This is a genomic window from Streptomyces sp. TN58 (assembly GCF_001941845.1).
GTDB lineage: Bacteria > Actinomycetota > Actinomycetes > Streptomycetales > Streptomycetaceae > Streptomyces.
This window is the reverse complement of sequence record NZ_CP018870.1, coordinates 6,037,986-6,056,861: the sequence shown is the minus strand read 5'-3', so window position 1 is coordinate 6,056,861 and position 18,876 is coordinate 6,037,986. Positions and strand designations below refer to the sequence as shown.

The 18,876-nt window shown below is 71.7% G+C and carries 18 protein-coding genes and 1 pseudogene; 3 read left to right on the top strand and 16 right to left on the bottom strand.

The window, feature by feature from the left end:
- Positions 1–86 precede the first annotated feature (86 nt).
- Entirely contained in the window at positions 87–980 is an 894-nt protein-coding gene (locus tag BSL84_RS27345) for a DUF5655 domain-containing protein (protein ID WP_075972255.1), read from the bottom strand.
- 294 nt (positions 981–1,274) lie between these two features.
- Here BSL84_RS27345 and BSL84_RS27340 point away from each other — a divergent pair, with 294 nt between their 5' ends.
- Positions 1,275–1,709, top strand: coding sequence for a transposase family protein (locus tag BSL84_RS27340; protein WP_324616550.1), 435 nt, complete (start codon positions 1,275–1,277; stop codon positions 1,707–1,709).
- Here the strand turns inward: BSL84_RS27340 and BSL84_RS36620 are convergent.
- The 10 genes and pseudogenes from BSL84_RS36620 to BSL84_RS27295 form a co-directional block, all read right to left on the bottom strand.
- Complete coding sequence (locus tag BSL84_RS36620) at positions 1,702–2,529, bottom strand: hypothetical protein (protein ID WP_199838818.1); 828 nt, start codon at positions 2,527–2,529, stop codon at positions 1,702–1,704. The two genes, BSL84_RS27340 and BSL84_RS36620, sit on opposite strands and share 8 nt — an antisense overlap.
- A gap of 484 nt (positions 2,530–3,013) precedes the next feature.
- Positions 3,014–4,027: a TIGR03842 family LLM class F420-dependent oxidoreductase gene (locus tag BSL84_RS27335; RefSeq protein ID WP_075971346.1), complete on the bottom strand. Its 1,014-nt coding sequence runs from the start codon at positions 4,025–4,027 to the stop codon at positions 3,014–3,016.
- 59 nt (positions 4,028–4,086) lie between these two features.
- Positions 4,087–5,475, bottom strand: a complete 1,389-nt coding sequence (gene hydA, locus BSL84_RS27330) for a dihydropyrimidinase (RefSeq protein ID WP_075971345.1) — start codon at positions 5,473–5,475, stop codon at positions 4,087–4,089.
- 204 nt (positions 5,476–5,679) lie between these two features.
- Positions 5,680–6,157, bottom strand: a pseudogene (locus BSL84_RS27325) (amidohydrolase family protein); the annotation flags it as partial.
- Positions 6,158–6,167: 10 nt separating this feature from the next.
- Positions 6,168–7,463 (bottom strand): aspartate aminotransferase family protein, encoded by a 1,296-nt coding sequence (locus BSL84_RS27320; RefSeq protein WP_075971344.1) that lies wholly within the window; start codon positions 7,461–7,463, stop codon positions 6,168–6,170.
- Positions 7,460–8,302: a nitrilase-related carbon-nitrogen hydrolase gene (locus BSL84_RS27315; protein ID WP_030026227.1), complete on the bottom strand. Its 843-nt coding sequence runs from the start codon at positions 8,300–8,302 to the stop codon at positions 7,460–7,462. The genes BSL84_RS27320 and BSL84_RS27315 overlap by 4 nt, the downstream gene beginning before the upstream one ends.
- 239 nt (positions 8,303–8,541) lie before the next feature.
- On the bottom strand, positions 8,542–10,101 hold the full coding sequence (locus BSL84_RS27310; protein ID WP_075971343.1) for a hypothetical protein: 1,560 nt from the start codon (positions 10,099–10,101) through the stop codon (positions 8,542–8,544).
- 45 nt (positions 10,102–10,146) lie between these two features.
- Complete coding sequence (locus tag BSL84_RS27305; RefSeq protein WP_030034269.1) at positions 10,147–10,527, bottom strand: PPOX class F420-dependent oxidoreductase; 381 nt, start codon at positions 10,525–10,527, stop codon at positions 10,147–10,149.
- A 9-nt stretch (positions 10,528–10,536) separates the two neighbouring features.
- Positions 10,537–10,815 carry a hypothetical protein gene (locus tag BSL84_RS27300; RefSeq protein WP_075971342.1) on the bottom strand — a complete coding sequence of 93 codons (279 nt, stop codon included), beginning with the start codon at positions 10,813–10,815 and terminating at the stop codon, positions 10,537–10,539.
- 112 nt (positions 10,816–10,927) lie between these two features.
- Entirely contained in the window at positions 10,928–11,179 is a 252-nt protein-coding gene (locus BSL84_RS27295; protein WP_030033453.1) for a helix-turn-helix domain-containing protein, read from the bottom strand.
- 78 nt (positions 11,180–11,257) lie between these two features.
- On the opposite strand from BSL84_RS27295, the gene map reads away from it, so the two are divergent.
- Positions 11,258–12,025 carry a type I methionyl aminopeptidase gene (gene map / locus BSL84_RS27290; protein ID WP_075971341.1) on the top strand — a complete coding sequence of 256 codons (768 nt, stop codon included), beginning with the start codon at positions 11,258–11,260 and terminating at the stop codon, positions 12,023–12,025.
- Positions 12,026–12,082: 57 nt separating this feature from the next.
- Here the strand turns inward: map and ggt are convergent, their stop codons facing one another.
- On the bottom strand, positions 12,083–13,891 hold the full coding sequence (gene ggt, locus BSL84_RS27285; protein ID WP_075971340.1) for a gamma-glutamyltransferase: 1,809 nt from the start codon (positions 13,889–13,891) through the stop codon (positions 12,083–12,085).
- Between the two features lie 298 nt (positions 13,892–14,189).
- On the opposite strand from ggt, the gene BSL84_RS27280 reads away from it, so the two are divergent.
- Positions 14,190–14,915 (top strand): hypothetical protein, encoded by a 726-nt coding sequence (locus BSL84_RS27280; protein WP_030030397.1) that lies wholly within the window; start codon positions 14,190–14,192, stop codon positions 14,913–14,915.
- Here the strand turns inward: BSL84_RS27280 and BSL84_RS27275 are convergent.
- The 4 genes from BSL84_RS27275 to BSL84_RS27260 are packed head-to-tail and all read right to left on the bottom strand — an operon-like array spanning position 14,875 to position 18,856.
- Positions 14,875–16,137 (bottom strand): cytochrome P450, encoded by a 1,263-nt coding sequence (locus BSL84_RS27275; RefSeq protein ID WP_030030398.1) that lies wholly within the window; start codon positions 16,135–16,137, stop codon positions 14,875–14,877. The two genes, BSL84_RS27280 and BSL84_RS27275, sit on opposite strands and share 41 nt — an antisense overlap.
- Positions 16,138–16,187: 50 nt before the next feature.
- Positions 16,188–16,724: a GerMN domain-containing protein gene (locus BSL84_RS27270; RefSeq protein ID WP_051873282.1), complete on the bottom strand. Its 537-nt coding sequence runs from the start codon at positions 16,722–16,724 to the stop codon at positions 16,188–16,190.
- Positions 16,721–18,166, bottom strand: a complete 1,446-nt coding sequence (locus BSL84_RS27265) for a sensor histidine kinase (protein ID WP_030030400.1) — start codon at positions 18,164–18,166, stop codon at positions 16,721–16,723. The genes BSL84_RS27270 and BSL84_RS27265 overlap by 4 nt, the downstream gene beginning before the upstream one ends.
- A gap of 6 nt (positions 18,167–18,172) precedes the next feature.
- Positions 18,173–18,856 (bottom strand): response regulator transcription factor, encoded by a 684-nt coding sequence (locus tag BSL84_RS27260; protein ID WP_030030401.1) that lies wholly within the window; start codon positions 18,854–18,856, stop codon positions 18,173–18,175.
- Positions 18,857–18,876 lie beyond the last annotated feature (20 nt).

Genomic DNA, 18,876 nt, shown 5'->3' with positions numbered 1-18,876 from the left:
CGTCGAGAGGCACCATCACGAACCCAGGTCACCAGCCCGCTTCGCGCTCCTCCGATGCCTGTGGTCTGGCCACGGACACCGGGCCATCACGCCAGGGCGTAGCTCTGCCGGAAGTAGTCGGCTGCGCGCTCCAGGTCCCGCTCGGTCTGGAGCGTCAGCTCCAGGTCACCGGTGCCGTGGTGGCCGAGCCCCGTCACGTCACGCGCGAAGCCGGGCACGAGGTCGACCGTCGCCGGGTCGGCCTTCAGGTAGACCAGCAGCTTGGCCTTCTTCGGCGGGACCAGGCACGCGTAGTTCTGCATACGCCGGTACGCGGTGTAGGTCTGGTTCGAGACCTTCGTGAGGTCATCACCGAGCCCGAGCAGCACCTCGTCGACCGCCGCGGCCAGCTTGACCATGGCCTCGGCCTTCATCGCGGTCCGCTGCACCTTCGCCGTGCCCCGGGTCCGGCTGCCAGACTTCCGCGCCGCGGCACGGCCGGCGAAGGAGGCCACCGTCTCAAGACCAACGTGCTCGCTGCCGAAGTACCGGTAGCGGACCAGATCGATGGCGTGCCGGTGCTCGCGGACGGCGTGGATGTCGTAGCGGGTAAAGTCGCCGGCCACGCAAATCAGCCTCGGTGCGCTCCACAGCACCTGGGCCGCAGCGTGGGCCCCGAGCCGGTCGCGGACCAGGTGCCGAAAGGTATCCCGGTGGTCGAGCAACCAGGCCATGTAGAAGAGGCCCTGGTTGATCACGCCCGCGTCCGTGCCGCGCTTGTACTCCACGATCACCGGCGCACCGTTCTCGTCGATGCCCAGCGAATCGATCCGCCCGCTGTGCACCGGTCCGGTGCTGTACTCGCTCGCCAGGAACGTCACCCCGAGCATGGCCTGCATGTGCGCCTCGATGAGGTCCTGCACATCTGCCTCGGCCTCAGCCAAACGCGGCGCGACCTCGGTCACGCCGCTCTTCGTGATGAACAATTTCAGGTCCGGCACCTCCCCCTTCGTGGACACATCCAACACACGGGGTCTCGAGACTATTTCCAAGCAACACCCGACTCGGCAATCGGTCTCGCCAACCTAACGAGCTTGTGCACGGTATGCGATGAGACGCCGAGCCGCGGACAGCCGATCATGTTGGGGTGGTGAGGACCCTGACTCGTGCAGCGATCGTCAGCGGCCGCCGGATCACGGGCCTGTCGGCCGACTTGATCTGAACTCGTCGCGAACCTGGGTCCGTTACGGCATGAGCCACCAGGCCAAGCCGGCTTCCCGGCCGCGGCAGCGGGTGTGGGAGCAGGCTGGAAGAACCAGCTGGTGTTCGTCGACCGGCTCCTGGCCAGGCTCGTCCATCCCCGTCACGGGATCACCCATGACGTGCTGGCCTGCTTGTTCGGCGTGGACTGCTCCACCATCACCCGGGCCATCGGCGATGTGCACCCCGCTCGCCGAGCGCGGGTGCACGATCAGCCCCGGCGTCCGGCTGCGGACCCTGGCCGAGGTCGTCGACCACCTCAGCGCCGACGAACGGGATGGGATCATCGACGGCACCGAGATCCGGTTCCGCCGTCCGACCTCCGGACGACGGGACCAGGACACCTCCGACCTTTTACATGTTCAGCGCCGCGGCCCCGCACGCCCTCGACGTTGCGCACGTCATCGAAGCGGCGCAGGCCGACGGTTGGGACGATTCCAGGAATCACCCATATGTCCGATTTTACGTGATGGGTTTCAGGCTCGGAGTGGCACGCGAGGAGAGGTCGCCCGATTCTGCTTGTTTGATCACCTCTTCGCTGTTTTCTTCGTACATCCACCAAGGGACATCAGGCGCCTGAGCCTCGCCGTACGGTGCGAGGCCGATCTCGCGAGCCTGGGCGAGAAGCCAGCGGGCAGTACTTTCGCCGGCTTGGAGGATGTCGCAGGCGTTCAGGATCCCCGACGTCACTGTGTCGTTCTCGTCCTTGGCCTCTTGAACGCACCTGGCGACAACCTCGATGCGGGGCAGGTAGTAGCTGTGCCATCGGTTGCTCATCCGCTGCGGCAGCCGCTCTTCGAGCAGAAATTGCTCGTTGATCCAGGGGAAGATCAGTTTCTGAGCCTTGATCTTCCGCTTCCACTCCTCATAGGCGGCCTGGTCTTGGGGTCCCGATCCAGGTGCCCAGCCCAGCGGCTTCCAGCGCCAGCTTCCATCGGCTGTGACCGTGATCAGGTTCGGAACCATGGTGAGCGCCTGGGTGAGACGAGGCATCAAGTCCGTCAGAACCCGCCCGTGGTCGGCGACGTTCTGGACACCAAGCAGCGGCATGCCGTTAGGCGACACGAAGGTGCCGTTCTCGACCTTCAGGACCGTGCACGCGTCGATGTCAGAGCCTTCCCACGCGGCCAGGTTGAGGCGGAAGACGGGGGGAAAGAAGGACCCGGCAACGGGTACGAGGGGGCGGCTGCACCACGCCTCCTCCGTCTCGTCATGAAACGTGGGCGTGACGTAAAGCCCAGCCCAGAGCCCCTCCAGATAGTTGGGCTGCGTTCTCAGAGAGACATCCATGGCGCCAGGCTAGGGGTGAGCGGCAGCCTAAGGGGGCGAAACGGCCTCGCCCCCGGCCGACGCTCAACTTGCCCTCGGGGGAGTACCACTGGAGGAAGCGTGACGGGCACGCCGGCCGCAGACAAGGCATGGACCGCGCGAGAGGCGGTCGCGTTCACACTGATGCTGGAGTTCTTCATGTTGATGGTCGCCTTGGGGGTTTACGCGCTGCGGGCGGGGAGCCCCGCATGGGCGGCCACGACCGTGGTCGCCGGCGTGGGAGTTACCGTATGCCTCACGGTGTGGCTTGCCTTCCGAGGGGAACGTCTGCGTGCACGCGCCTGACGTGACTGACGACCCTACGGTAGCCCTTCAGGTTCCGGCGGAAGGGTTCGCAGCAACACCCCGGGGACCCTACAGGTTCCGCTAAGACCGGGCTTGACCTCGCACGCGAGCCCGGTCCACGGTGCCGGAATGTGCTGAAACGCTGGACCGACCGACATCGTCAACGGAACGCGGGGATGACGAAGGTGCCGTACGCGTCGATGGTGGCCTCGCGGTTGTCGTGCATGTCGTAGACGGCGAACTGGTCGACGCCCAGGTCGCGCAGGTGGCGGAGTTTGGCGATGTGGGCCTCGGCCGGGCCCAGGAGGCAGAAGCGGTCGACGATCTCGTCGGGAACGAAGTCCGTGGAGGGGTTCCCGGCGCGGCCGTGGTGGCTGTAGTCGTAGCCGTGCCGGTCCTTGATGTACGCGGTGAGCTCCTCGGGGACCATCGCGGAGTGCTCGCCGTAGCGGGAGACGAGGTCCGCGACGTGATTGCCGACCATCCCGCCGAACCAGCGGCACTGGTCGCGGGCGTGGGCCAGGGCCTGCGGGGAGTCGTCGGCCGTGACGTACGCGGGGGCGGCCACGCAGATGGTCACCGACGCCGGGTCGCGGCCGGCGTCGGTCGCGGCCTGCCGTACGGCCTTGACCATCCACTCCGTGAGGAAGGGGTCGGCCAGCTGGAGGATGAACCCGTCCGCCTTCTGGCCGGTCAGGGCGAGTGCCTTGGGGCCGTACGCCGCCATCCAGACGGGGAGTTTCCCGTCCTTGATCCACGGGATCCGCAGCGCCTTGCCGTCGACCTCGGCCTCGCGGCCCTCGGCGAGGTCGCGGATGACGTCGATGGCCTCGCCGAGCCGGGCGAGGGTGTTGGGGGCGCGGCCGGCGACGCGCATGGCGGAGTCGCCGCGGCCGATACCGCAGACGGTGCGGTTGCCGTACATGTCGTTGAGGGTGGCGAAGGTTGAGGCGGTCACCTCCCAGGTGCGGGTGCCGGGGTTGGTGACCATCGGGCCGACGTGCAGCTTCTGCGTGTTGGCCAGGATCTGGCTGTAGATGACGAAGGGTTCCTGCCAGAGCACGGCCGAGTCGAAGGTCCAGCCGTAGCGGAAGCCGTTCCTCTCGGCGCGCTTCATCAGGCTGACGACCTGGGAGGCGGGCGGGTCGGTCTGCAGGACGAGGCCGAAGTCCATGATCGGGCTGCTCCTTGCTGGGAGTGCGGGCGCCGGGGTATACGGGCCCCGGCCGCCCCCTAGAGGTACTGGCAGGTGGAACGGTGGATGAAGGCCCCGTGGCCGGCCCGGCCTACGTACTCGTTCTGGTCGATGACGAGGTCGCCGCGGGAGAGGACCGTGTCGACGCGTCCGGTGATCTGCTTGCCCTCGTACGCCGAGTAGTCCACGTTCATGTGGTGGGTCTCGGCGGAGATGACCTGCTCGGCGTGCGGGTCGTAGATGACGATGTCGGCATCGGAGCCGGGCGCGATGGTGCCCTTCTGCGGGTACATGCCGAACATCCGGGCCGGGCTCGCGCAGGCGATCTCGATCCAGCGGCGGCGGCTGATGTGCCCATCCACGACGGCCTGGTGGAGCAGGTCCATACGGTTCTCCACCCCGGGGAGACCGTTCGGGATCTTCGAGAAGTCCCCGCGGCCCAGCTCCTTCTGCCCGCGGAAGCAGAACGGGCAGTGGTCGGTGGAGACCACCTGGAGGTCGTTCGTCCGCAGCCCCCGCCACAGGGCCGCCTGGTGCTCGCGGGGGCGCAGCGGCGTGGAGCAGACGTACTTGGCGCCCTCGAACTCCGGCTCGGCCAGGTTGTCGGTCGACAGGAAGAGGTACTGCGGGCAGGTCTCCCCGAAGACCGGCAGCCCCATGTCCCGGGCCGCCGCCAGCTCCGCCACCGCCTCCTCCGCCGATACGTGGACCACGTACAGCGGGGAGCCCGCCACCCGGGCCAGTTGGATCGCGCGGTGTGTGGCTTCGGCCTCCAGAAGGGCCTTGCGCACCTCGCCGTGATACCGGGGATCGGTCTCGCCGCGGGCCAGGGCCTGCTCGATGAGCACGTCGATCGCGATGCCGTTCTCAGCGTGCATCATAATCAGGCCGCCATTGGAAGAGGCCCGCTGCATCGCGCGCAGGATCTGGCCGTCGTCCGAGTAAAACACTCCCGGATATGCCATAAACAATTTGAACGAACTTACGCCCTCTTCGACGAGTCCGTCCATTTCCTTGAGCGTGTGCTCGTTGACGTCCGAGACGATCATGTGAAATGCGTAGTCGATCGCGCAGTTCCCGTCGGCCTTGCCGTACCAGGCGTCAAGGCCGGCCCGCAGGGACTGCCCCTGCGACTGGACCGCGAAATCGACGATCGTCGTCGTACCGCCCCAGGCCGCGGCTCGCGTCCCGGTCTCGAACGTGTCCGATGCGAAAGTGCCGCCGAACGGCAGCTCCATGTGCGTGTGCGCGTCGACCCCGCCCGGGACCACATATTTCTGGGAGGCATCGATCACCCGGTCGGCAGTCCAGGCCTGACTGCCCGCGGTCGCCATTGCCACAACGCGGCCGCCCTCGATCAGAACATCCGCGTGTACCTCTTCGGCAGCGGTGATCACGAGGCCGCCGGTAATGAGGGTTCTGGTCATATCCGAAGAATCCCTTCCCGTCAGAATGCCGGAGTCGGAGGGCCACCGACGGGGATACCGCACGGAATGCAGTATCCCCGCCGGCCGCAGCAGCCAGCACCGTGCTGGCGTACCGCGGTGCGATGCCGCGCAGCGCTCACTGCACGGCTCCCGAACCGACTAGGTCGCCGAGTCCCCGTGAAGTTTCCTGGTCACGCGAGCCAATGAAACTCTTGAAGGAGGTGACGCCCTCGCCGACGAGGAGGTCCATCTCCTTCAGGGTGCCCTCGTTGACGTCGGAGAGGATCATGTGGAAGGAGTAGTCGACGGCGCAGTTGCCGTCGGCCTTGGCGTACCAGGTGTCGAGCCCCTCGCGCAGGGAGTGGCCCACGCTCTGCACGGCGAAGTCGACGATGGTGGTGGTGCCGCCCCAGGCGGCGGCTCTGGTGCCGGTCTCGAAGGTGTCCGAGGCGGACGTGCCGCCGAAGGGGAGCTCCATGTGGGTGTGCGCGTCGACTCCGCCCGGGATGACGTACTTCCCGGTCGCGTCGATCGTGCGCTCGGCCGTCCAGGCTTCGGCGGCCGCGGAGCCGTGGGCGGCCAGCGCGGCCACGCGGCCGTCCTCGATCAGGACGTCGGCGTGGAGTTCGTCGGCGGCGGTGACGACCAGGCCGCCGCTGATCAGGGTGCGGTTGCTGCTCATCTGATCCCCCCTACTGGATGCTGCGCAAGGCCTGTTCGAGGATCTCGGCGCCCTCTTCCGCCTCGGCGACGGTGAGGGAGAGCGGCGGCGCGATGCGCAGCACGCTGGTGTTGTGGCCGCCGCCCTTGCCGAGGAGCAGGCCGCCTTCGCGGGCGGCCTCCAGGACGGCGGAGGCGGCGTCGGGGTCGGCCTGGTCGGTGCCGGGCCTGGTGAGTTCGATGCCGGCCATCAGGCCCCGGCCGCGGACCTCGCGGACGGCGGGGACGGTGGCGGCGATCTGGCGCAGGCATTCCAGGAGCAGGCCGCCGACGCGTCGTGCGTTGCCCTGGAGGTCGTGTTCCAGCAGGTAGCCGAGGTTGGCGACGCCGGCCGCCATGGTGACGGGGGAGCCGCCGAAGGTGGAGATGGAGTTGGAGTCGATGCAGTTCATCACCTCGGCGCGGGCGACGACGCCGCCGATGGACATGCCGTTGCCGATGCCCTTGGCGAAGGTGAGGATGTCCGGCGGGCCGTTCTGGGCGTGCGCCTGCCAGCCCCAGAAGTGCTCGCCGGTACGGCCCCAGCCGGTCTGCACCTCGTCGCTGATCCACAGGATGCCGTGGCGGTCGAGGACCTCGCGGAAGGCGCCGTACAGGCCGTCGGGCGGGGAGGTGAAGCCGCCGACGCCCTGGATCGGCTCCGCGATGAGGGCGGCCACTCCCCCGCGGGCCTGGCCGAGTACGTCTTCGAGGTCGGCGACGGCCGCGGCGGTGAAGGCGGTGTCGTCGAGGTGGGCGAGGGGGCCGCGGGTGCGGACGGCACCGTGGACGTAGTACGTCTGCAACGGGGACAGGCTGGTCGGGGACCAGCCGCGGTTGCCGGTGATGGAGACGGTGGAGAAGGACCGGCCGTGGTAGCTGTTGCGCATCGCCAGGATCTGGTTGGAGCGGCGGTACGTCGTCGCGAGCAGCAGGGCGGTGTCGTTGGCCTCGGTGCCGGAGGTCGTGAAGAAGACGCGGGCGTCGGGGATGCCGGACAGTGCGGCCACCCGCTCGGCGAGTTCGACCATCGGCCGGTTGAGGTACAGGGTGGAGGAGTGGATGATCCGTCCGGCCTGCTCGGAGACGGCCTTGGTGACCTCGGGCAGCGCGTGGGCGGTCATGGTGGTGAGGATGCCGCCGAAGAAGTCGAGGTAGCGGTTGCCGTCGGCGTCCCAGACGTGGCGGCCCTCGCCGTGCGTGAGCTCGATGGGGTCGGCGTAGTAGAGCGCGAGCCAGTCGGGCAGGACGGTGCGGTGGCGGCTGTGGAGCGGAGTGGGGTCGGTCACGGTTGTACGAGCCCTCCGTAGGCGTCGGGGCGGCGGTCGCGGTAGAAGGCCCACTGGTCGCGGACCTCCTTGATCAGGTCGAAGTCGAGGTCGCGGACGAGGAGTTCCTCCTCCTTGTCGCTGGCGACGTCCCCGACGAAGCGGCCGCGCGGGTCGACGAAGTAGCTGGTGCCGTAGAAGTCGTTGTCGCCGTACTCCTCCTGGCCGATGCGGTTGATCGCGGCGACGAAGTACTCGTTGGCGACGGCCGCGGCGGGCTGTTCCAGCTGCCAGAGGTAGGCGGAGAGGCCGCGGTGGGTGGCGGAGGGGTTGTAGACCAGTTGGGCGCCGGCCAGGCCCAGTTGGCGCCATCCCTCGGGGAAGTGGCGGTCGTAGCAGATGTAGACGCCGATCCGGCCGACGGCGGTGTCGAAGACCGGCCAGCCGAGGTTGCCGGGGCGGAAGTAGTACTTCTCCCAGAAGCCCTTGACCTGCGGGATGTGGTGCTTGCGGTACTTGCCCAGGTAGGTGCCGTCGGCGTCGATGACGGCGGCGGTGTTGTAGTAGAACCCCTCGCTCTCCAGCTCGAAGACGGGGACGACGACGACCATCCCGGTCTCGCGGGCGAGGTCCTGCATGCGGCGGACGGTCGGGCCGTCGGGGACGGCCTCGGCCCAGCGGTAGTGCTCGGGCTCCTGGACCTGGCAGAAGTAGGGGGCGTTGAACACTTCCTGAAAACCGATGATCTTCGCGCCTTCGGCGGCGGCCCGGCGGGCGTACTCCTCGTGCTTGGCGATCATCGATTCGGTGTCTCCGGTCCAGGTGGCCTGGACCAGCGCGGCGCGGACGACTTGGGCCATGAGCTGCTCCTTGTGACGGGAACGCCGAGTTCTACGCACGTAGACGGTGTGCGTAGGGAGTAGAACGTAGGCCTCGTCACAGCGTGGGGCAAGACCGCCTTGCACAGTTGGAGTAGTCGGTCACGTTACGTCGCGCCCCGGTCGTTTGCGGTCAGCGGACGGGACTTTGAGGACATGAAGGCGGGGAGTCCGCAAGGGCCGCGCGTGCGGGGGCCCGCGCGGACCGCGGCGGACAGCCCTCAGGCAGGGGGGACGATGCCGGCGACGCGCAGGGCGTGGACGAGGTCGCGGTGGCGGGCACCGGGCAGCAGGCCGGCCGCGTGGAGCAGCTTCGGGGTGAACCACCCTGGGTCGTGCCGGGCCAGGGCGGCGGCCTCCTCGGCGGTGCGCACGCGTACGAAGGCTCCGAGCAGGGCGCCGGCCTCCCGGGACCGGCCGGCCGCGCCGAGGGCGAGAGCCGCGTCCGCGACCTGGGAGGCGGGGCGGGAGACGCCCTGGCGGAGCAGGGTGTCGCAGTCGTCCTCCCGGCCGGCGTCGCCGAGGGCGGCGGCGGCAGCCGCGAGCTGTGAGGGCGGCAGTGAGGAAGCCTCCCAGAGCAGGGTGTTCCAGTCGGCCGCCAGCCCCGCGCGGGTCAGCTCGGCGGCCAGCTGGGGCAGCTGCCGGGCGGGCCCGGCCGCGGCCTGGCAGAGCAGGGCGTACGCCTCCCCGCTGCGGCCCTGCGCGCGCAGGGCGAGCAGTTCGGCGCTGACGGACCGGGGCGTGCCGGTCGGCTGCGCCGGCGTGGGCGGGGCCTGCGGTTCCGGCGCCGGCTCGGGCTCGGCTCGCTGCTCGGGCTCGGCTTGCGGCTCGGGCTCGGGTTGCGGCTCGGGCTCGGGTTGCGGCTCGGGCGGCCGCCGGCCGAACCGGGCGCCGCGCGGGGCCGGCTGGGCCGCGGCGTCCGCATGCCCCGGGGGCGGGGTGAAGGCGGGGGCTTCGGGAGCCGCCGCCCCGGCGTACCGGGCACCCCCGCTCCGCCGCGCCCTGCGCGACCACCGCCGCTCGGCCTCTCCGACGGGCGGCAGGACCCGGGCCTCAGCAGCGGGCTCCGCCGGGGCGGCCGCCGGGTGCTGCGCCTCGGCCTGGGGCCGGCTCCCGGCGGGCGGGACCGCCTGGGACTGTGACGGCGGCCAGGGCTCTGGCGGGGCCGCGGGCTCCGTGGGGGCGTCGGACGGCCGGGGCGCGGGATCCGGTGGTGCGCTCCGGGTTCGGGGGTGGGGCCCGGAGTGGGCGGGGGCTTCGGTTCGGGGCGGTAAGGGGTCGCTGCGCAGGGCGGCCAGGCGGGCCGCCAGGTCCTTGTGGCGGGCCGCGGCGCGGGCGGCGTCGTCCCGGACCCAGGACAGTTCCCGGGCCAGGGCCTCGGCCTCGGCCCGGTGGGCGGGCGCGCGCAGCCGGGCGGTCAGGCTCCGCAGGGCGGCCTCCGTCTCCGCCCGCCTGGTGGCCTGCGCCGCGAGGAGGCTCCGCAGCTCGTCCTCGCCTCCCGGGAGCCGGTCCCGGACGGCGACGGCCGCCGCCCGCAGCCGCGCCGCGTATACGGCCTCCCGCGCCGCGAGTTCCGCGCCGCCCACCCCCGCCAGGTCGCCCAGCAGAGATTCCACCACGTCCCACGGGGGTATCGCCGCCCCGGTCAGGCAGGCCCGCACGCCCTGCGGATCCCGGCGCAGGAACTCCCCGTACCAGCCTGCCCCGGGATCCAGCCGCTGCGTCAGTCCCGTGAGATAGCGGGAGAGTTGACTGATCGCCAGTGAAGTCGCGGTCTCCATGCCCGCATTGGACCGCACGCGTGTTACGGACGGGCTACGGGAGCCTCAAAGCCTGACGGCGACGGCGGTGTGCGGCCGCTTCCCCCGGCGCACCAGGGCGGCGGGCACGTCCACCGCCCAGAACTGCCAGGTGTACTTGCGCGACATCAGCTTGCGCACCCGGCGCAGGCCCTCCTCGTCGAGCAGCCGGGCCCGCCCCTCGACGACGGGCGCGCCCTCCTCGACGCGCCCCCGCACGTCGCACGCGGCGAGCGTGACCCTCCCGTTGTTGCGGATGCGCTTGACCTTCCACGAGTCGCTGCGCGTCCACACGTACAGCTCGCCGCCGTCGGCGACCGCCCACACGGGGGTCGCCACGGGTGTGCCGTCCTTGCGGAAGGTGGTGAGGCTGACGTAACGCGCGCTGCCGAGCTCCTGGAGATCCATACCCGGACCCTAAGTGCTGTCGCCCGTGGCCCGGCACCCCCTGGAGCAGGCGGGGCGTCCGGCCCTGGCCGGCGCCGCGGCGGCCGAGTACGCCGCCGGCGTGCGGGGCCGGCCGGCGGGCCGCCGGGGCGCGGGGGGCCGGCGTTCCCTGCCGGGCACGCCCGTCCGCTTCGCGTACGGGTCCGGCCGGTCGTCCGGGAGGGTGCACGCGGCCAGCAGCAGCCCTCCGGCGAGGAGGGCGCCGACGGCTGCGAACCCGAGTCGTTCGGCTGCGTTCGTGGCTGACACGCCTTCACGCTTGCCCCGCCCGCGGCACGTCCCACCGCCGATTGGGCCGTCCGGCCCCGGCTCCCGCCCGAACGGCACGGGGAGGCCGGCCCTTCGGCGGCCTTCGGCGGACCTACGCCGGTACGGCCGCGCAGCGCCGGAGGAGATCGTCCAGTGAGAGGCCGAGTGCCTCGGCGAGGGCGGCGACCGTGAAGAAGGCGGGGGTGGGCGCCCGGCCGGTCTCGATCTTGCGCAGGGTTTCCGCGGAGAGCCCGGCTCCGGCCGCAACCTCGACCATGCTGCGGGCGCCGCGGGCCTCGCGCAGCAGGGCGCCCAGGCGCTCGCCGCGCTCGCGCTCTTCAGGGGTGAGGGGGGTACGGACCATGGGGCCATCCTACCCGGAGCACCAATAGTTATCCCGGTAAAGTTATCCCGTTACAGTTATACCGGTATAGTTATTGGCATGGTGGAACTGAAGACAGCACCCGAGATCGAGAAGATGCGCGCCGCGGGGCGGATCGTCGCCCGCACGCTGGCCGCCGTACGCAGGGCCGCGCACGTCGGAGTGACCCTGGCGGAGCTGGACGGGGTGGCCCGCGACGTGCTCCGCGGAGCCGGCGCGACCTCGCCCTTCCTCGGCTACCGGCCGCGGTTCGCGCCGGTGCCCTTCCCTGCGGTGGTGTGCGCCTCCGTCAACGACGCGATCGTCCACGGCATCCCCGACGGCTACCGGCTGCGCGACGGCGACCTGGTCAGCATCGACTGCGGCGCCGAACTCGCCGGCTGGGTCGGGGACGCGGCGGTCAGCTTCACCGTCGGCCGCGCCCGTCCCGAGGACCGGCGGCTGATCGAGACGTCCGAGGCGGCCCTCGCGGCCGGTGTCGCCGCCGCCGTGCCCGGCAACCGGATCGGGGACATCGCCCACGCCGTCGGCACGGTCTGCCGCGCCGCCGGATACGGAGTCCCCGACGGGTTCGGCGGGCACGGCATCGGCCGCCGCATGCACGAGGACCCCGGTGTGCCCAACGAGGGCCCGCCGGGGCGCGGTATGAAGCTGCGCCCCGGCATGGTCCTCGCCATCGAGCCGATGCTGATCGCGGGCGGTACGGACGACTACCGGTGCGACGGCGACGGCTGGACACTGCGCACCGTCGACGGGACCCGTGCCGCCCACTCGGAGCACACGGTCGCCATCACCGGCCGCGGCCCGCGGATCCTGACCGCCCCGTGACCCCCGTGACCCCATGACGCCCGTGCCCCCGCGACCCCCGTGCCCCCGCGAGCCCGGCTACGGCTTTCCGCGCGGGTGGACCACCATGGCCGAGCCGCCGCCCCGGCGGCTGGTCTCCGCCGCCGCCAGCCAGCGCCCGTCCGGCAGCCGCTGCACCCCGGTCGCCGCACCGATCTCCGGGTTCTGCCGGAACGCCTGGCCCAGGGCCTCCAGTTCGGCGCGCAGCGGGCTGTTCCACAGGCCCGGCTCCAGCTCGGTGGTGGTCTGGTTGCGCTGGCTTGCCCTCGGCGCGGCGATCGCGTCGACCAGCGGCAGGCCCCGGTCCAGGTGGCCGGTCAGGGTCTGGATGACGGTGGTGATGATGGTGGCTCCCCCGGGTGAACCGACCGCCAGCACCGGCCGGCCGTCGTCCAGGACGATCGTCGGGGACATCGACGAGCGCGGCCGCTTGCCGGGGCCGGGCAGGTTCGGGTCGGGGACTCCCGGCGCCGCCGGGGCGAAGGAGAAGTCGGTGAGTTCGTTGTTGAGGAGGAAGCCGCGGCCGGGGACGGTGATGGCGCTGCCGCCGGTGGACTCGATGGTCAGGGTGTAGGAGACGACGTTGCCCCAGCGGTCGGCGACCGTCAGGTGCGTGGTGTTCTCGCCCTCGTACGTGGTCGGCGCGGCCTGTCCGGTGGTGGCGCAGGGCACCGGGTGGCGGGGGTCGCCGGGGGCCAGCGGACTGGTCAGCGCCCGGTCCGGCCTGATCAGGCAGGCGCGGGAGTCGGCGAACCGCTGCGAGAGCAGTTCCCGCGTCGGCACGTCCACGGCGGCCGGGTCGCCGACCCAGCGGCCGCGGTCGGCGAAGGAGATCCGGGAGGCCTCGATGAAGCGGTGCAGGTACTGCGTCTCGGACAGTTTCGAGAGGTCGGTCCGTTCCAGGATGTTCAGGGCCTCGCCGACGGTGGTGCCTCCCGAGGACGAGGGCGCCATGCTGTAGACGTCCAGGCCGCGGTAGCCGACACGGGTCGGTGCCTGCCGTTTGGTCGTGTAGGCGCGCAGGTCCGCTGTGGTGAGGTCGCCGGGCCGGACGGTGCGGGTGGCGGCGGGGTCCACCGGGGGCGTGCGGACGGCCCGGACGATGTCCTCGGCGAGGGGTCCCCGGTAGAGGGCTCCGGTGCCTTTGCGGGCGAGTTCGGCGTAGGTGGCGGCCAGGTCGGGGTTCTTGAAGGTGGAGCCGACGACCGGCAGGGCGCCGCCCGGCAGGAAGAGCTTGGCGGTGTCGGGGAAGTCCTCGAAGCGGTCCTGGTTGAGTTCGGTCTGGGCGCGGAAGGTGCCGTCCACCGTGAAACCGTCGCGGGCCAGCCTCTCGGCGGGCTTCAGCAGGTGGCCCAGCGGACGGCTGCCCCAGGCGTCGAGGGCGGTCTTCCAGGTGGCGGGGGTGCCGGGGACGCCCACGCCGAGGCCGCTGGTCTGGCCCTCGGCGAAGGGGATCGGCTGCCCGTTCTCCTGGAACAGGGTCTCGGTGGCCGAGGCCGGGGCGGTCTCCCGGCCGTCGATGGTGTGCACCCGGTGTGAGCGGGCGTCGTAGTAGACGAAGTAGCCGCCCCCGCCGATGCCCGCCGAGTAGGGCTCAGTCACGCCGAGCGCGGCGGCGGTGGCGACGGCGGCGTCGACGGCGTTGCCGCCGGAGCGCAGGACGGCGATCCCGGCGGCCGAGGCGTCGGCGTCGACGCTGGCGACGGCCCCGCCGTAGCCGGCGGCGACCGGTACCTTCGCCGGCGGGGTCTGGGTCCCGGCGGCGGAGGGCGGCGCGGCTCCGGTCGAGACGAGTGCGGCGACGACGGTCAGCAGCGGTAACGTGCGGGCGACGGCGGGACGGTGCATCCGGACCTCCAGTGGCAGCGTGGGGGCGAGCCTAGCGCCGGGGGTGCCGCCCCGTCAGGGCGTCCGCCCGGGCGCGCCGCCGGCCGGGGCGGACCGCGCCGGTGACCCGCTCCGGCTGCGGCGCCGGTGCTGTGGCCGGGAAGGTCTGCCGGGGCGCGGTGTCCGGTGCGGTGCATCGCAAGGCGGAGGGCCACGGCTCGTACCGGACGTACGTGCGTGGTCCGACAACGCGGCGAGGTGCCGTACCGGGCGCCGTGACCCGGTGACCCGCTCCGGCCGCGGCGCTAGCATCCGGCGCATGAACGACGACGTGCGCAACATCGTGCTGGGGTTGATAGCCACCGCTGTCAGCGGCGGGTTCGGCTGGTTCTCCCGGACCTATCTCTGGAGGCGCGCCCTCCGCCGCAAGCAGGCGTTCTTCGGACTGCCGGCCGGCGCCGACTGTCTGTTCGTGGTCAACCGGCAGATGGGCGGGAAGGATTCGTCGCTGCACCGCAACGACGCCTTCGCCCTGCTGGAGATCTCCGCCCTGATCAAGGACTGCGGGGCGAACGTCCAGATCGTCACGCACGACACCGCCCGTCAGGGTTTCGGGGACCGCGCGGAGTTCTGCGTCGGCGGGCCGGTGTCCAACGCCCGTACCACGGCGCACCTGGCGTCCATGCTGCCGGGCATCACCGTCATCGGCGACGCCGAGCAGCGCGAGGACCGCGGCGCGATCCAGGTGGGCGGCGAGAGCTACCGGTGGCGCAACGGGCTTGAGGAGTACGTGGTGCTGGCCCGGCTGGTGGGCGGGGAGGGCGGCCGCCCGGTGTTCCTGCTGTCGGGGCAGACCGCGGTCAGCAACCAGGCGGCCGCCCGGTACCTGAGCCGGCACCACACGCGGCTGGCGCGCAAGTACGGGGCGGAGTCGTTCTGCCTGGTGCTGAAGGTGGTCAACTCCGACGCCTACGGGCCGGACGTGACCGAGCTGGTCGCGGACGTCACCCGGCCGGCCCGGACACCCGCAGCGGCAGCCGTGTGATCCCGTTGATGAAGTTGGACACCAGACGCCGCGGCGGGCCCGCGAGTTCCGGTACGGGCATGGCCGCGCACCACTCCTCGTAGAGGGTGCGCAGCTGGAGGCGGGCGAAGTGCGCGCCGAGGCAGACGTGGGGGCCGTCTCCGAAGGACACGTGCGGGTTGGGTGTGCGGCCGAGGTCCAGCCGGTCCGGGTCGGTGAAGACGCGTTCGTCGTGGTTGGCGGAGGCGTGGAAGACGACGACCTTGTCGCCGGCCCGGACCGGCCGGCCGGCCAGTTCGTGGTCGGCGGCGGCGGTGCGGCGGAAGCTGAGGACCGGGGGGTGGACGCGCAGGAGCTCCTCGACCGCGCCCGCCACCGGGTACCGGCCGGCGGCGAGCCGGCGGTAGGCGTCGGGGGCGTGGGCGAGGGCGAGCAGGCCGCCGGGGGCGGCGCTGCGTACGGTGTCGTTTCCGGCGACGGTGAGCAGGAAGAAGAACATCTCCAGTTCGGCGGGGTCGAGTCCGGCCGTGGCGAGAGCGGTCATGACGTCGTCGCCGGGGTGCCGTCGTTTGTGGGCGGCGAGTTCGCGGGCGTAGGCGAACATTTCGCCGAGCAGGGCCGGGGAGCGCGGGTTGAGGGGCCTGCCGTCGGGGCCGAGCCGCGGTGCGGGGGCGTCGTCGGGGTCCTGGTAGCCGATGACCCGTACGGTCCAGTCGAGCAGCAGGGCGCGGTCGGCGGCCGGGACGCCCAGCAGGTCGGTGAGGTTCAGCAGAGCGTACTCGTCGGTGACGGTGCGGACGATGTCGGCGGCGCCGTCGTCGTCCGGGTGGTCCCGAGCCGCGGCCAGCAGCGTGCGGGCCCGTTCGCGTACGCGCCCGGCGAAGGCGTCGACGCGGGCGGGGGTGAAGGCGCGGGCGACGAGCCGGCGCAGCCGGCCGTGGTCGGGCGGGTCCTGGTTGAGCATCGTGCGGCGCAGGAAGGGCAGGTCGGCCGGGTCGGGGTCGCGGATCTGGGTGGCGCCCAGCCAGGAGGAGTACGTCCGGTGGTCGCGCAGCACGCGGACGACGTCGGCGTGCCGTGTGACGGCCCAGAACCCGGGTCCGGCGGGCCAGGCGCCGATCTCGGGCTCCGGCTGCCAGGCCACGGGGTGCAGGTCGCGCAGGAGCCGGTAGCGCTCGTGCGGGACGCCGGCGGCGTAGATGCGGGGGTCGAAGACGTCGGGTACGTCCACGGCGTGGTCCATGGGGCCACCGTGACGGGTGCGAGGGCCGGCCCGCAAGGGCGCGGCCTGCGTCAGCGCGGCGTCCGGCAGTCGGCGGAGGGGAGGGTGGTGTCGGTGCCCCGGATGGTGACCGGGCTGAGGGTGTCCGGTACTGCGGAGGCGCCGACGGTGCACACCAGCTGGTTGCGGGCCGTCTGCGACAGTCCGGCGACCGCGAACGGCACGGTCACGGTCAGCCCGTTCTCCTGTGAGTACTTGCTCACCGTCACGGCGTCGGTTTTCGCGTCGGGCACCTGCGGGAGCGCCGTGGTGAGCCCGGCCGCCGCGGCCGGACCGCTGGGGCCGTTGAGCAGCAGCCGCACGAGCGGGGTGGGCGCGAGGGTGTAGTCGGTGCCGATCGAGAAGGGGACCGGGACGAGCCGGTCGCCGTCCTTGGAAACGAAGTAGAGGACGGCGGCGGTCTTGCCGCCGGGGACCTTGACGCCGGCGGCGTGGCCGCTCTCGACCACCCCGGTGCGTTTGATGCCGCAGCCGGCGAGCAGCAGGGCGCAGCCGGTCAGTACCGCCGTGGCCGCCGCGGCGCGGGCCGCGGCCCTCTGCGCTGTCATACGCGGGCCTCCAGCGGCATGTCGAGGGTGAAGAGGGCTCCCCCGCCGGGCCCGTTGCCGGCGCGGAGGGTGCCGCCGTGCAGGCGTACGTTCTCCAGGGTGATGGCGAGTCCGAGGCCGCTGCCGGCGGAGCGGGTGCGGGCCGCGTCGGCCTTGAAGAAGCGGTCGAAGATGTGCGGCAGCACCTCGGGGGCGATGCCGGGTCCGCTGTCGGCGACGTCGATGAGGAGCCGTTCGCCGGCCTCGCCGGGCGCGGTGCGGACGGTGACGCGTACGGGGGCGCCGCCGTGCCGCAGGGCGTTGCCGACGAGGTTGGCGAGGACCACGTCGAAGCGGCGCGGGTCGAGCCGGGCGCGTACCGCGTCGGGCAGTTCGGTGACGACGCGGTGGTCGTCCCAGTGGCGTCGTTCGAGGGTCTTGCGGACGGCTTCGGCGATGTCCACGTCGTCGAGGTTGAGCTCGGCGGCCCGGGCGTCGAAGCGGGAGATCTCCATCAGGTCCTCCACGAGGACGGCGAGTTTGCCGGTCTCGGCGCTGACCAGGCGCAGTGCCTTGGCGGTGTCGGCGTCGAGGCGTGCGGCGTCCTCGTCGAGGACTTCGGTGACGGCGAGCATTCCGGCGAGCGGGGTGCGCAGTTCGTGGGAGACGTCGGAGGCGAAGCGGCGGGCGCGGACCTCCGCTTCCTGGAGTTCGCGCACGGACTGCTCCAGGGCGCGGGCGGTCTCGTTGAAGGTGCGGGCGAGTCCGGCGAGTTCGTCGGCGCCCCGGACCTCGATGCGGGTGTCGAGGCGGCCCTTGCCCAGCTTCTGGGCGGCGCGGCGCATGTCGCGGACCGGCCGCAGGACGCTGCGGGCGGCCAGCAGCGCGGGGACGATGGCGATGGCGAGGCCTGGGACGGCGCCCTGCTGGGCGGCCTCGACCATGGCTTCGACGGTCTGCTTCTCGGCGGAGAGCGGGACGCTGGCGTAGAAGACGACCCCGGTGGGCTCGGTGTATCCGTTGTGCTCGAAGACGGCGGGGACGCCGATGGTCAGCCAGGGGTTGCCGCGCTGGTCCTCGACGCGTTGGAAGGCGGCGTACCGGTTGTCGCGGACCTGGTCGCGCAGACTGTCGGTGATCACGGTGGAGGTGGGCGTGTCGGGGTTGGTGGAGACGCGCATGCCGGCGTACTCGCCGAAGATGATCCACGGGTGGGGTTTGCCGCGCTTGCCGAGCTCGATGACGATGCGCTGCAGCTCCTGTTGTTCCAGGGGGAGGCGGAACTCCTGCTGCTCGATCTGGTCGCGCAGGGTGCTGACGGCGGTGTCCTGGGTCTGCTTGAGGATGGCGTTGCGGGCCTGCTGGTAGGTCAGGGCGGCGGTGGTGCCGGCGCTGATCGCGGCGACCAGGAGGAAGGCCGCTATCAGCCGGGTGCGCAGCCCGAGGGGCGCTATGCGTCGCACCGCGGCCTACAGGGGGCCGAAGCGGTAGCCGAAGCCGCGCACGGTCTGTATGTAGCGGGGGCTGCGGGCGGGGTCCTCGATCTTGTGGCGCAGGCGGCGGACGCAGGCGTCCACGAGCCGGGCGTCGGCGTGGTAGCTGTGGTCCCAGACGTACTCAAGGAGCTGCTGGCGGGAGAAGACCTGCTCGGGCGAGGCCGACAGGTGCAGCAGGAGCTTGATCTCGCTGGGTGCGAGGGCGACGCGTTCGCCGTTCTTGGCGACGGTCAGCCCGGCGCGGTCGATGGTCAGTTCGCCGTGCGCCTCGATGCCGGGGCGGGCTCCGACCGGGTCGCTGAGGCGGCGCAGCACGGCCTTGATGCGGGCTTCGATGACCTCGGTGCGGGCGGGTTTGACGATGTAGTCGTCGGCGCCCGCCTCCAGGCCGATGACGATGTCGAAGTCGTCGCCGCGTGCGGTGAGCATGATGATGGGGACTTCGCTGGTCTGGCGGATGCGGTGGCAGACCTGCACGCCGTTGACGCCGGGCAGCATCAGGTCGAGCAGGACGAGTTCGGGGCGGAAGTCCGCCATCACGGCGAGTCCTTCCTCCCCCGTCTCGGCGGCCCGCACCTCGTGGCCGCGGCGGCGCAGGCCGAGGCCGACCCCTTCGCGGATGGAAGGGTCGTCCTCGATCAGCAGTACGCGTGGCATCCGGTCAGTATCCCAAGGCG

What these genes read in the sequence shown, in the direction of transcription:
- BSL84_RS27280 (WP_030030397.1), top strand. Translation starts at nt 14,190, where the DNA reads ATGAACGACGACGTGCGCAACATCGTGCTGGGGTTGATAGCCACCGCT.
- BSL84_RS27305 (WP_030034269.1), bottom strand. Translation starts at nt 10,527, where the DNA reads ATGGATCTCCAGGAGCTCGGCAGCGCGCGTTACGTCAGCCTCACCACC.
- BSL84_RS27270 (WP_051873282.1), bottom strand. Translation starts at nt 16,724, where the DNA reads ATGACAGCGCAGAGGGCCGCGGCCCGCGCCGCGGCGGCCACGGCGGTA.
- BSL84_RS27260 (WP_030030401.1), bottom strand. Translation starts at nt 18,856, where the DNA reads ATGCCACGCGTACTGCTGATCGAGGACGACCCTTCCATCCGCGAAGGG.
- BSL84_RS27275 (WP_030030398.1), bottom strand. Translation starts at nt 16,137, where the DNA reads ATGGACCACGCCGTGGACGTACCCGACGTCTTCGACCCCCGCATCTAC.
- hydA (WP_075971345.1), bottom strand. Translation starts at nt 5,475, where the DNA reads ATGACCAGAACCCTCATTACCGGCGGCCTCGTGATCACCGCTGCCGAA.
- ggt (WP_075971340.1), bottom strand. Translation starts at nt 13,891, where the DNA reads ATGCACCGTCCCGCCGTCGCCCGCACGTTACCGCTGCTGACCGTCGTC.
- map (WP_075971341.1), top strand. Translation starts at nt 11,258, where the DNA reads ATGGTGGAACTGAAGACAGCACCCGAGATCGAGAAGATGCGCGCCGCG.
- BSL84_RS36620 (WP_199838818.1), bottom strand. Translation starts at nt 2,529, where the DNA reads ATGGATGTCTCTCTGAGAACGCAGCCCAACTATCTGGAGGGGCTCTGG.
- BSL84_RS27315 (WP_030026227.1), bottom strand. Translation starts at nt 8,302, where the DNA reads ATGGCCCAAGTCGTCCGCGCCGCGCTGGTCCAGGCCACCTGGACCGGA.
- BSL84_RS27335 (WP_075971346.1), bottom strand. Translation starts at nt 4,027, where the DNA reads ATGGACTTCGGCCTCGTCCTGCAGACCGACCCGCCCGCCTCCCAGGTC.
- BSL84_RS27295 (WP_030033453.1), bottom strand. Translation starts at nt 11,179, where the DNA reads ATGGTCCGTACCCCCCTCACCCCTGAAGAGCGCGAGCGCGGCGAGCGC.
- BSL84_RS27310 (WP_075971343.1), bottom strand. Translation starts at nt 10,101, where the DNA reads ATGGAGACCGCGACTTCACTGGCGATCAGTCAACTCTCCCGCTATCTC.